Annotated in this window: 11 protein-coding genes and 2 tRNA genes; 10 read left to right on the plus strand and 3 right to left on the minus strand. The window is 69.9% G+C overall.

All coding sequences use genetic code 11. The features are described from left to right. Window positions 1-7: 7 nt before the first annotated feature. Together ABZ904_RS40840 and ABZ904_RS40845 are read left to right on the plus strand one after the other, a co-directional pair. Window positions 8-688 (plus strand): AIM24 family protein, encoded by a 681-nt coding sequence (locus ABZ904_RS40840; RefSeq protein WP_359395946.1) that lies wholly within the window; start codon window positions 8-10, stop codon window positions 686-688. 16 nt (window positions 689-704) lie between these two features. Continuing rightward, a complete protein-coding gene (locus ABZ904_RS40845) occupies window positions 705-1,460 on the plus strand; it encodes an AIM24 family protein (protein WP_359395945.1) in 756 nt (251 codons plus the stop codon). A gap of 44 nt (window positions 1,461-1,504) precedes the next feature. Here ABZ904_RS40845 and ABZ904_RS40850 read toward each other — a convergent pair whose 3' ends face one another. Further along, on the minus strand, window positions 1,505-2,026 hold the full coding sequence (locus ABZ904_RS40850; RefSeq protein WP_359395943.1) for an NUDIX hydrolase: 522 nt from the start codon (window positions 2,024-2,026) through the stop codon (window positions 1,505-1,507). Beyond that, window positions 2,023-3,438 (minus strand): zinc-dependent metalloprotease, encoded by a 1,416-nt coding sequence (locus ABZ904_RS40855; RefSeq protein WP_359395941.1) that lies wholly within the window; start codon window positions 3,436-3,438, stop codon window positions 2,023-2,025. Before ABZ904_RS40855 ends, ABZ904_RS40850 begins: the two co-directional genes overlap by 4 nt. 191 nt (window positions 3,439-3,629) lie before the next feature. On the opposite strand from ABZ904_RS40855, the gene ABZ904_RS40860 reads away from it, so the two are divergent. The 4 genes from ABZ904_RS40860 to ABZ904_RS40875 all read left to right on the plus strand — a co-directional run bounded on the left by ABZ904_RS40860 (window position 3,630) and on the right by ABZ904_RS40875 (window position 6,980). Next, entirely contained in the window at window positions 3,630-4,793 is a 1,164-nt protein-coding gene (locus ABZ904_RS40860) for an SDR family oxidoreductase (RefSeq protein ID WP_361829161.1), read from the plus strand. 217 nt (window positions 4,794-5,010) lie between these two features. Further along, the gene (locus ABZ904_RS40865) at window positions 5,011-5,469 is read left to right on the plus strand and encodes a molybdenum cofactor biosynthesis protein MoaE (protein ID WP_359395936.1); all 459 of its coding nucleotides are present in this window, start codon (window positions 5,011-5,013) and stop codon (window positions 5,467-5,469) included. Window positions 5,470-5,637: 168 nt separating this feature from the next. Further along, window positions 5,638-5,802 carry a hypothetical protein gene (locus tag ABZ904_RS40870; RefSeq protein WP_359395934.1) on the plus strand — a complete coding sequence of 55 codons (165 nt, stop codon included), beginning with the start codon at window positions 5,638-5,640 and terminating at the stop codon, window positions 5,800-5,802. Window positions 5,803-5,882: 80 nt separating this feature from the next. Further along, on the plus strand, window positions 5,883-6,980 hold the full coding sequence (locus ABZ904_RS40875; RefSeq protein WP_359395933.1) for a PDZ domain-containing protein: 1,098 nt from the start codon (window positions 5,883-5,885) through the stop codon (window positions 6,978-6,980). Between the two features lie 76 nt (window positions 6,981-7,056). Here the strand turns inward: ABZ904_RS40875 and ABZ904_RS40880 are convergent, their stop codons facing one another. Beyond that, a complete protein-coding gene (locus ABZ904_RS40880; protein WP_361829164.1) occupies window positions 7,057-7,599 on the minus strand; it encodes a PPA1309 family protein in 543 nt (180 codons plus the stop codon). Window positions 7,600-7,741: 142 nt separating this feature from the next. Here ABZ904_RS40880 and ABZ904_RS40885 point away from each other — a divergent pair, with 142 nt between their 5' ends. The 4 genes from ABZ904_RS40885 to ABZ904_RS40900 all read left to right on the plus strand — a co-directional run bounded on the left by ABZ904_RS40885 (window position 7,742) and on the right by ABZ904_RS40900 (window position 13,016). Continuing rightward, entirely contained in the window at window positions 7,742-10,714 is a 2,973-nt protein-coding gene (locus ABZ904_RS40885) for a UPF0182 family protein (protein ID WP_361829166.1), read from the plus strand. Between the two features lie 42 nt (window positions 10,715-10,756). Continuing rightward, a tRNA-Met gene (locus ABZ904_RS40890) sits at window positions 10,757-10,830 on the plus strand. 230 nt (window positions 10,831-11,060) lie between these two features. Then, the gene (locus ABZ904_RS40895) at window positions 11,061-12,866 is read left to right on the plus strand and encodes a tetratricopeptide repeat protein (RefSeq protein WP_360995637.1); all 1,806 of its coding nucleotides are present in this window, start codon (window positions 11,061-11,063) and stop codon (window positions 12,864-12,866) included. Between the two features lie 76 nt (window positions 12,867-12,942). After that, a tRNA-Met gene (locus ABZ904_RS40900) sits at window positions 12,943-13,016 on the plus strand. Window positions 13,017-13,052 lie beyond the last annotated feature (36 nt).

Below are 13,052 nucleotides of genomic sequence, written 5' to 3' on the forward strand. Positions count from 1 at the left end.
GCCCGACATGAACCAGCCGCTCGCGGGCTTCGCGCCCGCACCCGTCACCGCCCGCATGGAGAACCACGGCAGTCACATGCTGAAGGTCGCCATGCAGACCGGAAGCGACCTCCTCGCGCGCGTGGGGTCGATGGTCGCCTACGAGGGGTTCATCCAGTACGAGCCCAACCCGCCGGCCGTGCGTCAGATCGCGCGGGACTGGATCACCGGTGAGGGCGCGCCTCTGATGAAGTGCTCCGGGGACGGTCTGCTCTACCTCGCCGACTACGGCGCGAACGTGGTCGTCATCAACCTGAACGGTGACGCGATCTCCGTCAACGCGACCAACCTGCTCGCCTTCGACGCGCACCTCCAGTGGGGTGTCGAACGCGTCAAGGGACTCGCCAAGTTCGCCGGGCAGGGCCTGTGGAACACGAAGATCTCCGGACAGGGCTGGGTGGCCCTGACCTCCCGCGGTGAGCCTATCGTCGTCGACTGCGGTGGCGGTGAGGACGAGACGTACGTCGACCCGGACGCCCTAGTGGCCTGGTCCCCGAACCTGAAGGTGAAGGGCAAACGCAGCTTCAAGGCACAGTCGCTCATCGGGCGCGGCAGCGGCGAGGCGTACCAGATGGCGTTCTCCGGGCAGGGCATCGTGGTCGTCCAGCCCAGCGAGGACAGCACCGACCGCCTCCGGTTCAGGGGCTGAGGGGGAACCGCACACCATGCAGAGCACGCTTTTCGGCTACAACGAGCAGCAGACCCAGGACCGCTACAGCCTGCAGAACTCGCAGATGCTGCGCGTCCTGCTGGAGGGCCACGACGACATCCTGGCCCGCAAGGGCACCATGGTGGCCTACCAGGGGCTGATCGAGTTCGACGGCGAGTACCAGAGCCACGGCCAGCAGCGCGCGCGTGCCTACACCGGCGAGGGCCTGGACCTGATGCGCTGTCACGGTCAGGGCACCGTCTACCTCGCCAACCTCGCCCAGCACGTGCACATCATGGACGTGGAACAGGACGGGCTCACCGTCGACAGCAGCTACGTCCTGGCGATGGACTCCTCACTGCACCACGAGGTCATCGCCGTGGACAGCCAGTACGGTATCTCCGGCTCCGGCAAGTACCAGCTCAACATCACCGGCCGCGGCAAGGTCGCGCTGATGACGTCGGGCGCGCCCCTGCTGATGCAGGTCACGCCGGACAAGTACGTCAACTGCGACGCGGACGCGATCGTCGCCTGGTCCACGAGCCTGCGGGTCCAGATGCAGGCGCAGACGCACTCCTCCGGTGTGTGGCGCCGCCGGGGCAACACCGGCGAGGGCTGGGAGCTCAGCTTCATGGGCAACGGCTACGCGCTGGTCCAGCCCAGTGAACTGCTGCCGCCGCAGAACGCGGCGATCGGACAGGGGCTGCGCGCCCAGTACGGCATGGGCCAGTACGGCGCCCGGGGCCAGAACCAGGGCAACGTCTGGAGCTGAGCGAAGGTGAGGGGTGACCGCTGCGGCGGTCGCCCCTCGCTCTTTCACAGCCTGGCGCGCGCCGCCTCCAGCAGGCCTACGACCGACTCGTCCGCGACGTCCGCCACCTCGTCGTAGGGGAACCAGCGGACGTCCAGCGACTCGTCGCTGATCATGTGCTCCGCGTCCGGCGGAGCCAGGACCGCGTACTGGACGTCGAAGTGCCAGTGGCACGGCGAAGGGATCGAGTGCCGGTCCAGGCGCACCGGGCCGCCCGGCAGCAGGACGAGACCTGCGACGCCGGACTCCTCCGTGGCCTCGCGCAGGGCCGCGGCCTCCAGCGTGGCGTCGCCCGGCTCGCAGTGGCCGCCCATCTGCAGCCACATCCTGAGCTTCTTGTGCAGCGTGAGCAGCACCCGGCCGCGGCCGGGGTCGATCACCAGCCCGCTCGCGGTGAGGTGTCCCGCGTGGCACGCCTTCCAGAGGCCGTCGGGGTGCGCATCGAGGTGGTCCAGATACGCCTGGCGCAGTTCTTCCTGGTCCTCGTACTCCTTGAGCACGCGGACCGCGTCGTCGTACAGGCTCACTCGGTGTCGTCGTCCTTGGCGTCGTCGTCCTTCTCGAGGTTCGGCTTCTTGGTTCCGTCCGCCGCCTCGCCGAGCATCTTGTCCAGTTCGGAGAAGTCCAGCTGCTCACGGTGCACGAAGCCGTCGGGGTCGTCCAGGTCGGAGGCCGTCGGCAGCATGTCGGGGTGGGCCCACAGGCCGTCCCGGCCGTCCACACCGCGCGCGTCCGTGAGGGACGCCCACAGGCGTGCGGCATCCCGCAGCCGGCGCGGCCGCAGCTCCAGACCGATGAGCGTCGCGAACGTCTGCTCGGCCGGGCCGCCCGTGGCGCGACGGCGGCGCAGCGTTTCGCGCAGCGCGTCCGCGGACGCCAGGCGCGGCTTCGCGGCCGCGTGCACCACGGCGTCCACCCAGCCCTCGACGAGCGCCAGGGCCGTCTCCAGACGAGCCAGGGCCGCCTTCTGCTCGGGGGTGTCCTCCGGCTGGAACATGCCCTGCTGGAGCGCCTGCTGCAGCTCCTCCGGGTTCTGCGGGTCGAACTGGCCGACCACGTCCTCCAGCTTCGCCGTGTCGACCTTGATGCCGCGCGCGTAGCCCTCGACCGCTCCGAACAGGTGCGAGCGCAGCCAGGGAACGTGTGCGAACAGACGCTGGTGTGCGGCCTCGCGCAGCGCGAGATACAGCCGCACCTCCTCCTTGGGGATGCCCAGGTCCTTGCCGAAGGCCTCGATGTTCAGCGGCAGCAGTGCGGCCTTCCCGGCCGGGCCGAGCGGCAAGCCGATGTCGGTCGAGCCGACGACCTCGCCCGCGAGCACGCCGACGGCCTGCCCGATCTGCGTACCGAACATGGCGCCGCCCATCGAGCGCATCATGCCGATCAGCGGGCCGGCCATGGCCTGCATCTCCTCAGGCAGGACATCGCCCATGGCGGCGCCGACGCGCTCGGCGACCGGGTCGACGAGGTCCTTCCACACCGGCAGGGTCGCCTCGACCCACTCCGCACGGCTCCAGGCCACGGCGGTGCCCGCGCCGGACGGCAGGGACGTCACATCGTCGAGCCACAGGTCGGCCAGGCGGACCGCCTCCTCGACGGCGGAGCGCTCGCCGGGGCCGACGCTCACGTCCTTCGTGCCGTCCTGGGTGCCCTGGGAGACCGTCTGGCGGGCGATCTGCTTGGCCATGTCCCAGTTCACCGGGCCGCCCTCGTACGAGAGCATCTGGCCCAGCTGCTGGAAGGCGGCGCCCAGGTCGGTGGGGTTCAGGGAACCGAACATCGCGGCGAGCGGATTGTCGGCGCCACCGACTCCGGGCCCGAAACCGAACGGGTTGGCCGGACCCTGACCGCCACCGCTCTGCTGGTCCTTCTTCTTGCCCTCGTCGCCGTTCTCCGGCTCCTCCGGCGGAAGGCCGAATCCGAATGGGGTGTCACTCACGGGATTCCTCGGCTGGTAAGGCCACCGGTTCCTTCCGGCGGCTGGCTGCCCGACAACACCACCCAGCGTAGACACCTGGGCCCGATCGGGCCTCAGTGCTTCGCCGACACCTGGCCTGCGGCAGGATGGATGCCACCTGGTACGCACGCGTGCTTCGCGGTCGTACTGAAGACAACCGCTGGAGACGCCTGGTGAGTTCCCCAGATCCGCAGGTTCGCGGAGCGCGAAACCATTCAGCCCGCATGCCGGACGGTCAGCGCCCCTCGGCGGCGCCGCTGCGGGCCGGCGAGTCCGCGGGCGTCCGCGGACCGGTGGTCGCGGTCACCGGCGCCGCGTCCGGCGTCGGCGCGCTGCTCACCGAGCGGCTCGCCGCGTCCGAGGAGATCAAGCAGGTCGTGGCGATCGACGAGCGACGCGGTGAGTGCGCTGCGGCGCAGTGGTACATCCTGGACGTGCGGGATCCGGCGATCGCGGAGAAGTTGCGGGGCGCGGACGTCGTGGTGCACCTGGCGCTCGATCTCGACCTGGAGACGGACACCGCGGCGCGTACGGCATACAACGTCCGGGGGACGCAGACGGTGCTGACCGCCGCCGCGGCGGCGGGGGTGCACCGGGTGGTGCTGTGCACGTCCTCGATGGTGTACGGGGCGCTGCCGGACAACGAGCTCCCGCTCTCGGAGGACGCCGAACTGCGGGCCACGGCGGAGGCGACCGGGGTCGGGGACCTGCTGGAGATCGAGCGGCTCGCGCGCCGGGCCCCGCGGGCGCATCCCGGACTCAATGTCACCGTCGTCCGGCCCGCCGTGCTCGTCGGGGGCACGGATACGGCGCTGACCAGGTACTTCGAGTCGCCCCGGCTGCTGGTGGTGGCCGGGTCCCGGCCGGCCTGGCAGTTCTGCCACGTCGAGGACCTGTGCAGTGCCCTCGAGTACGCCGTGCTGGAGAAGGTGGACGGGGAACTGGCCGTCGGCTGCGACGGGTGGCTCGAGCAGGAGGAGATCGAGGAGCTCAGCGGGATCCGGCGGATGGAGCTGCCCTCGGCGGTCGCCCTGGGGGCGGCGGCCCGGCTGCACCGGATCGGGCTCACGCCGTCGCCCGCCGGCGACCTCGCGTACACGATGTACCCCTGGGTGGTGAGCGGGAGCCGGCTGCACGAAGCCGGATGGCGGCCGCAGTGGACGAACGAGGAGGTCCTCGCGGAGCTGCTGGAGGAGGTGGCCGGGCGGCACACCGTGGTGGGGCGGCGGCTCGGTCGCAAGGACGCGACGGCGGCCGGTGCCGCGGGGGCGACGGTGGCGCTGCTGGGTGCGGCCGCAGTGGTGCGGCGGGCGCGGAAGGCCCGTCGGCGGATCTGACAGACGGGCGTGTCGCGGCGCGCCGGGGCCTCGAGCTTCTCCCCCTCCGCTGCCTGTCTTCACCGGGTGCCCTGCCCACCGCTGCGGCCCGACCGGCTTTGCCCTCGGGCCCCTGACGGGTCGGGCTGCCTCTCGTAGGACACACCAAGGCCTCACGCGCGCGTGCCGGGCGAAACGTCTGTTCCTCCTCGCCCGTGGTGTGCGGCACGATGGGCGCATGGCATCCCACAGCGATCACCCCGGTGAGCAGTCGGCGGACGAGCCGATCAAGCTGCTCGCGATCCGCGACACGCCGCTCTCCCTCGACGAGATCTTCCGTGCCGTCGGTGACGACGGCGCCGGAGGGACCGCGCTGTTCGTCGGGACCGTGCGGAACCACGACGGTGGGGCCGACGTGGACGAGCTCGGGTACTCGTGCCATCCGAGCGCCGAGGCGGAGATGCGGCGGATCGCCGAGAAGGTCGTCGCCGAGTACCCGGTGCGGGCGCTCGCGGCCGTGCACCGGGTGGGAGACCTGCGTGTCGGCGACCTCGCCGTCGTCGTGGCGGTGGCCTGCCCGCACCGGGGCGAGGCCTTCGACGCCTGCCGGAAACTCATCGACGACCTCAAGCACGAGGTGCCCATCTGGAAGCACCAGAGGTTCTCCGACGGGACGGAGGACTGGGTCGGCGTGTAGAACCGTCGCCCGGGCGCCATTCGGCCGAGGCGTGCCGCTCATATGGTTGACCAACCTCTCACCCGGGCTCCGGTTGCGTAACCGCACCCCTGGCGTGAGCGTTGACATGGCAGATGATTAATCTGCTGATCAGTCAGTTGCGGTCGCTCATGGGGCTGGGAGGTCGAGATGGCGGCGCTCGCCTGGTTGCTGATTCCGCTGGTGGCTGCGATCGGTGCCGGACTGTGGGGAAGTTGGGCCAGCCGCAACCGCAAGACGGCGGGCGACGGCTCCGAGCTCGCCGGATATGCCCGTTTCTGCGAGGCCATGGAGAAGTCCCACTCGGGCGGCTGACCGCTCCGGGAGGTGGAGCCGCCCGCTCGTACGGACGGCCCCGACGGTGCGCTTACAGGACTGTCCCGTACTGTCGTTCCATGCCACGCCGCACCGCGACGATGCTCGCCTCGACTCTGATGCTGATCGCGCTCCTGTGCGCGGGAGTGTTCATCAAAGTGCCGTACGCGGAGATGTCCCCGGGTCCGACCGTGAACACCCTCGCCGAGCACGACGGCGAGCCGGTGCTGCAGATCTCCGGGCGCAAGACCTATCCGACGACCGGGCACCTGAACATGACCACGGTCCGGGTGACCAGCGCGGACTACAACATGAACCTGATCGAGGCCGTCTACGGATGGCTCGCGCATGACAGCAAGGTCGTCCCGCACGACACCCTCTACCCGGACGGCAAGACCGAGGAGCAGTCCACCCAGGAGAACGCCGAGGAGTTCAGCCAGTCCCAGGAGAGCGCCAAGGTCGCCGCCCTGGAGCGGCTGGGTGTCCCGGTGAAGTCCTGGGTGATCGTCTCGACCGTTCTCAAGGGCTCGCCCGCCGAAGGCAGGCTGCACGCGGGGGATGTCATCAAGGCCGTGGACGGTACGGAGGTGAAGGCGCCCGGCGACGTCGCCAAGCTGGTCACCCGGCACACGCCCGGTCAGGACGTCGTCTTCACGATCGTGCCCGCCAAGGAGCAGGCCGCTGCCGAGAAGGCGAACACGACGGCCACCAAGACCCAGAATGTGACCATCACCACGACGACGTCCCACGACAGCGGACAGCAGCGGGCCATCGTCGGGATCTCCGCCGGGACCGATCACACGTTCCCGTTCACCATCGACATCAAGCTCGCCGACGTCGGCGGGCCCAGTGCCGGTCTGATGTTCGCCCTCGGCATCTACGACAAGCTCACCCCGGGCAATCTCACGGGCGGCAAGTTCGTGGCCGGCACCGGCACCATCGACGACACCGGCCATGTGGGACCGATCGGCGGCGTCGAGATGAAGACGGTCGGCGCGCGCAGCCAGGGCGCCCAGTACTTCCTGACGCCGAAGGACAACTGCGCGGCCGCCGCCAAGGACACCCCCGAGGGGCTCCGGCTCGTCAAGGTCAACACCATCGACGACGCCCTGAACGCCCTGAAGGACATCCGCACCGGCAACACCGCGGATTTGCCGAAGTGCACGACCAAGGGCTGAGGCGCAGCGCTCCGGCGTGAGGAGGGCGCGTCCGGGACACCCCGGGCGCGCCGTCCTCGTCGCCTCAGCGCGGCATTCAGTCCTCGAACGTCGCCGACAGCGCCTCCGCGAGCCCCGGCACCAGGTCGCGCCCGGTCAGCACCTCCGTCGCCGAGTCCTTCTCGCGCAGCCGCAGCGCCGACTCGCGCGCACCGTCCCGCAGGACCGCCACCGTCATCCGCACCTCCTGGCGGTCGGGGTGGCCGGCGACCCACTTCGCGAGGTCCTTCTCGCTCAGGCCCTGCGGAACCTTGGCCTCCGCGGACGGCGGCAGCATCAGCCGCTCCACCGTGAGCGCGCAGCCGGCCACCGCGTCGGGCCAGGCGATGGTGCCGAGGAACTCGTCCAGCGGCCTGTCGGCGGGGACCTCGTCCTGCTCGACGGGGGTGAGGCCTACTGCCTCGGAGTCGTCCTCCAGGCCGAGCTGCGCCGCGAGCGCGGGCTCCTCGGCCCGCAGCCGTTCGGTGTCGACGAGGGCGAAAAGGCGAGCGGGCTGGTCCCAGCCGAGGCCGGAGGCGTACTCGTCGATCTCGAGCACGGCCCGGGTGAGGGGGTTCGCTGCCATGGGAGTGTTGGACATGGTCACAATCCTGCCTCGTTCCCACCCGGATCCGGGAACCGAGTAAAGCGCCAGTAAGTTGCATAGGTGAGGCTCCGCGATCGTGGAGCCTCCTCCATGGCCCGTTTTCACGGGGCCTGGAGAATCGACAGCGAACTTCGAGGTGCGCACCTTGGCTTTCCAGATGCCGGACCGCGGCGGAGGCCCGACGGGGCCACGGATCAGAGTGGGCCGCCCGTCCCGGCGTGCCCGGACCCTCCTCATGACACTGGGGGTCCTCGCCGTCCTCGGTATGGCGTTCGTCATGTTCGCCGGCTTCTGGACGGAATGGCTCTGGTACCGGTCGGTGAAGTACTCGTCCGTGTTCACGACCACGTTGTGGACCAAGATCGGGCTCTTCTTCGTGTTCGGTCTGCTGATGGCGGCCGCGGTCGGCTTCAACATCTGGCTCGCGCACCGGCTGCGCCCGCCGCTGAGTGCCATGTCCATGGAGCAGCAGAGCCTCGACCGCTACCGGATGGGGATCGCGCCCTACAAGAGGTGGCTGCTGCTCGGCATCACCGCCCTGGTGGGCCTGATCGCGGGCGCCTCGGCGTCCAGCCAGTGGCGGACCTGGCTGATGTGGGTGAACGGCGTGCCCTTCCACCAGAAGGACCCCCAGTTCCACCTGGACGTCGCCTTCTACGCCTTCGACCTGCCCTGGTACCGCTTCCTGCTCGGCTTCGGCTTCGCCGCAACGGTGCTCTCGCTGATCGCCGCCGCGCTCACGCACTACCTGTACGGCGGTCTGCGCATCACCTCCCCGGGAGCGCGCGCCACGGCCGCCGCAACCGGGCACCTGTCGGTGCTGCTCGGTGTCTTCGTCACGCTGAAGGCGGTCGCCTACTGGCTCGACCGGTACGGCCTCGCGGTCAAGTCCAGCGACTTCAAGGCGACCGGAAACTGGACGGGCCTGAGGTACGTCGACGCCAACGCCTACCTGCCGGCCAAGACGATCCTGTTCTGCATCGCCGCCATCTGCGCGGTGCTCTTCTTCGCCACCCTGTGGCGGCGCACCTGGCAGCTGCCCGTCATCGGCTTCGGCCTGATGGTGCTCTCGGCGATCCTCATCGGCGGGCTCTACCCGGCGATAGTGCAGAAGTTCCAGGTCCAGCCGAACGAGCAGGCCAAGGAAGCGCCGTACGTCGAGAAGAACCTCAAGGCGACCCGTGAGGCCTACGGCATCGACGACGCCCAGGTCACCGAGTACGGCGGGACGAGCAGCACCAAGGACAAGACCAAGCTGCGCGACGACGCGGACGCCACGGCGAGCATCCGCCTGCTGGACCCGAACATCGTCTCCCCGACGTTCCAGCAGCTCCAGCAGATGAAGAACTACTACGCGTTCCCGACCAACCTGGACGTCGACCGGTACAACAAGGACGGCAAGGACCAGGACACGGTCATCGGTCTGCGCGAGCTGAACCTGGCGGGCATCCCGAAGCAGAACTGGATCAACGACCACTTCCGCTACACCCACGGCTTCGGCGTGGTCGCCGCCAAGGGCACCTCCGCCGACGCCAACGGGCAGCCCGAGTTCACCGAGTCCGACCTGCCGTCCAGGGGAGACCTGCCCACCTACGAGCAGCGGATCTACTACGGCGAGAAGACCAACACGTACTCGATCGTCGGCGGTCCCCAGAAGGAGATCGACTACTCCGACGACAGCGGTGAGAAGACCACCAGCTACCGGGGCAAGAGCGGGGTCAGCCTTTCCAGCCCGATCAACCGGGCCGCGTACGCGGTGGCGTTCAACGAGCCGCAGATCCTCTACTCCGGCGCCATAGGTGAGGGCTCGCGGATTCTGTACAACCGCACGCCCAAGGACCGTGTCGAGGCAGTCGCGCCCTGGCTGACCATCGACGGCGACGCTTACCCAGCGGTGGTCGACGGCCGGATCCAATGGATCGTCGACGCGTACACCACGACGAACGGCTATCCCTACGCCTCCCGTACGACCCTCGGTGACACCACGGCGGACTCCCTGACCGCGGGCAACACCCAGCGCGCGGTGATGGCCCAGCAGAACCAGGTCAACTACATCCGCAACTCGGTGAAGGCGACCGTCGACGCGTACACCGGCGAGGTCAAGCTCTACCAGTGGGACACCCAGGACCCGGTCCTGAAGACCTGGATGAAGGCCTTCCCCGGCACGGTCAAGGCCAAGAGCGACATCTCGGCCTCGCTGATGGCCCATCTCCGCTACCCGCAGGACCTGTTCAAGGTCCAGCGCGAGCTGCTCACCCGCTACCACGTCAAGGACGCGCAGACCTTCCTCAGCGGCAGCGAGGTGTGGCAGGTGCCGGACGACCCGACCAACAAGTCGGGCGACGCGGTGCCGCCGTACTACCTGAGCATGAAGATGCCCGACCAGACGTCCCAGGCGTTCTCGCTGACGACCACGTTCACGCCCAACGGCCGTGACAACCTCAGCGCGTTCATGACGGTCGACTCCGAGGCGGGCACCAGTGACTACGGCAAGATCCGCGTCCTGAAACTGCCGACCAGCACGACCGTCGACGGACCCAAACAGGTCCAGAGCCAGTTCAACTCCGAGCAGGACATCGCCGAGTCCATCAGGCTGCTCAAGGGCGGCGACTCGGACATCGAGTACGGAAACCTGCTCACGGTGCCGCTCGACGGCGGACTGCTGTACGTGGAACCGGTCTACGTACGCGGTGGCGGGCTCAAGTACCCGCTGCTGCGCAAGGTGTTGGTGACCTATGGGGGCAACACCGCCTTCGAGGACACGCTCGACCAGGCTCTCAACAAGGTGTTCGGGGCGCAGGATTCGACCGCCACACCGCCGGACACCGGCACCACCAACCCGCCTCCGTCCGGTAATCCGACGGTCCAACAGGCCCTCCAGGATGCCCAGAAGGCGTTCGACGCCGGCCAGGAGGCGCTGAAGAAGCCCGACTGGGAGGCGTACGCCCAGGCCCAGAAGGACCTCGAGGCCGCGCTGAAGCGGGCGGAGGATGCGCAGGTCAAGGCCGGCAAGACCGGCGGCAGTGGCGGCAGCGCTCCGTCCGCCGCTCCGAGCGGCTCGCCCAGTAGTTCACCGAGCAGCAGCCCGAGCGCTTCCGGCGGCGGCTGAACGGAGCCCGCCCCGCGCCGTGATATGGTTTACCAACAACGGCGCGGGGTGGAGCAGCTCGGTAGCTCGCTGGGCTCATAACCCAGAGGTCGCAGGTTCAAATCCTGTCCCCGCTACTGAAGTCGAGGGCCCGGATCCTGATCAAGGATCCGGGCCCTTCGCGTGCGCACGCGACACGACGAGGCGTACATCGTGACCTGGCGACTCTCGGGAAGTGCAACCGGTTCCGGGGGGAGTTGGCCATTCTGTGTTTGACTTATCTCTCTGTGGGCATGTCGACAAAACGCTGAAGTGACCTCACTAGCTGCGGTATACCAGGTGTACCCGGGTTGCAGGTGGTGCGACGATGGACGTTATGGGGGAGAAGGCAGCTCTGTTCGAGTCGGGGCGAATTGTGCAGTCCGCCGATCGGGACGAGACCGGCGAGGCCGCCGAGGAGGCACGTCTGCGGTTCGCGGTCGAGGCCGGCGAGATCGAGGCGATGAGCGTCCTCGGGGCCATGCTGTTGCGCCGTGGCGATCTCGACGGCGCCGAGCCCCACTTGCGAGCCGCCACCGCCGCGGGTGACCGTGCCGCCGCCAACAACCTGGGTGTCCTTCTGCATCAGCGCGGCTACGCAGAGGAGGCCGCCGGCTGGTGGCGGATCGCCGCCGTGGCCGGTTCCGCCGCGGCCGCGCACGCGCTCGGGCGGCACCACCGCGAGCGGGGCGACGAGCCCGCGGCCGAGTACTGGCTGCGCCAGTCCGCCGAGCAGGGGCACACCCTCGGCGCCTATGCGCTGGCCGATCTGCTGGAGCACCGCGGTGACGAGACCGCGGAGCAGTGGATGCGGGCCGCCGCCGAGCGCGGGCACCGGGAGGCCGCCTACCGGCTGGCGCGCGCGCTCGACCGCAAGGCCCCGCACGAGCAGGAGGCCGGCGGTGACAACGGTGTCGAGTCGCCCGTCCTCGACGAGGCGGAGCAGTGGTACCGGCAGGCGGCGGCACGCGGGCACCGGCGGGCCGCGCTGCACCTCGGGGCGATCCTGGAGAAGCGGGGCGCCCTCCAGGAGGCCGGACGCTGGTACCTGACCAGCGCGAAGGACGGTGAGCCGAGAGCGGCCTGCGCGCTCGGCTTCCTGCTGCGGGACGCCGGGGACACCGAGAGCGCCGCCGTCTGGTGGCTGCGCGCCGCGCAGGAAGGGGACGGCAATGCGGCGAACGCCCTGGGCGCGCTGCACGCCGAGCGTGGTGAGACGCAGACCGCCGAGCGCTGGTACCGGGCCGCGATGGACGCGGGCGACGTCAACGGCGCCTACAACCTCGCCCTGCTCTGCGTCGAGCAGGGCCGGACCGCGCAGGCAGAGCAGTGGTACCGGCGGGCCGCGTACGCCGGGCACCGGGAGGCCGCGAACGCGCTCGCCATCCTGCTGCTCCAGGGCGGGGACACGACGGGCGCCGAGCCGTGGTTCTCCAAGGCCGCGGAGGCGGGCAGCGTGGACGCCGCCTTCAACCTCGGGATCCTCCATGCGGGCCGGAGCGACGACGAGGCGGCGCTCGGGTGGTACGAGCGGGCTGCTGCCTCCGGGCACACCGAGGCGGCGCTCCAGGTCGGGATGGCACGGCTGCGGGAGGGGGACGAGCTGACGGCCGAGCGGCATCTGCGATGTGCCGCCGGGGGCGGGAGCGCGGAGGCCGCCTACCGGCTGGCCGCTCTGCTGGACGCCCGGCGGCCGCCGGCGCCCGCCCATGAGCTGGGCGAGCCGTCGCAGGAGAAGAGCGAGTGCGAGGAGTGGTACGAGCGGGCAGCGACGCAGGGGCACCGGCGGGCGCAGGTCCGGGTCGGGATGCTGGCCGCCATGCGCGGCGATGTGGTGGAAGCGGCCCGGTGGTACCGCGAGGCGGCGGAGGGCGGGTCGCGCAACGGTGCGTTCAACCTGGGGCTGCTGCTGGCACGCGAGGGCAGCGAGCCGGAGGCCGCGCTGTGGTGGACGCGAGCGGCCGATGCGGGGCACGGCCGGGCGGCTCTGCGGCTGGCCCTCGTCTATGCGCGCCGGGGCGAGCTGGCGGAGGGGCAGCGGTGGGCCGACCGGGCGGTGTCGCTCGGACCGGCCGAGGTGTCCGAACGTGCGGCACGGCTGCGGGACGCGCTGAAGCAGGAGCTGTCGGCCTGACGGGGGCCTTGTCGGCCCCCTGTCCTTAAGCGATTTGCCTCTGTCCGCGTCATTGACGTAATGTTGCGTTCACCGACGCGGGGTGGAGCAGCTCGGTAGCTCGCTGGGCTCATAACCCAGAGGTCGCAGGTTCAAATCCTGTCCCCGCTACTGAAGGCCCAGGGCCGGAATCCTTGAGGATTCCGG

It is taken from the genome of Streptomyces sp. NPDC046900 (assembly GCF_040644975.1).
In the GTDB taxonomy this organism is placed as follows: domain Bacteria; phylum Actinomycetota; class Actinomycetes; order Streptomycetales; family Streptomycetaceae; genus Streptomyces.

Coding starts and splice junctions, on each gene's coding strand:
- ABZ904_RS40865 (WP_359395936.1), top strand. CDS start 5,011: ATGGCATCCCACAGCGATCACCCCGGTGAGCAGTCGGCGGACGAGCCG.
- ABZ904_RS40870 (WP_359395934.1), top strand. CDS start 5,638: ATGGCGGCGCTCGCCTGGTTGCTGATTCCGCTGGTGGCTGCGATCGGT.
- ABZ904_RS40895 (WP_360995637.1), top strand. CDS start 11,061: ATGGACGTTATGGGGGAGAAGGCAGCTCTGTTCGAGTCGGGGCGAATT.
- ABZ904_RS40880 (WP_361829164.1), bottom strand. CDS start 7,599: ATGTCCAACACTCCCATGGCAGCGAACCCCCTCACCCGGGCCGTGCTC.
- ABZ904_RS40875 (WP_359395933.1), top strand. CDS start 5,883: ATGCCACGCCGCACCGCGACGATGCTCGCCTCGACTCTGATGCTGATC.
- ABZ904_RS40840 (WP_359395946.1), top strand. CDS start 8: ATGAACCAGCCGCTCGCGGGCTTCGCGCCCGCACCCGTCACCGCCCGC.
- ABZ904_RS40845 (WP_359395945.1), top strand. CDS start 705: ATGCAGAGCACGCTTTTCGGCTACAACGAGCAGCAGACCCAGGACCGC.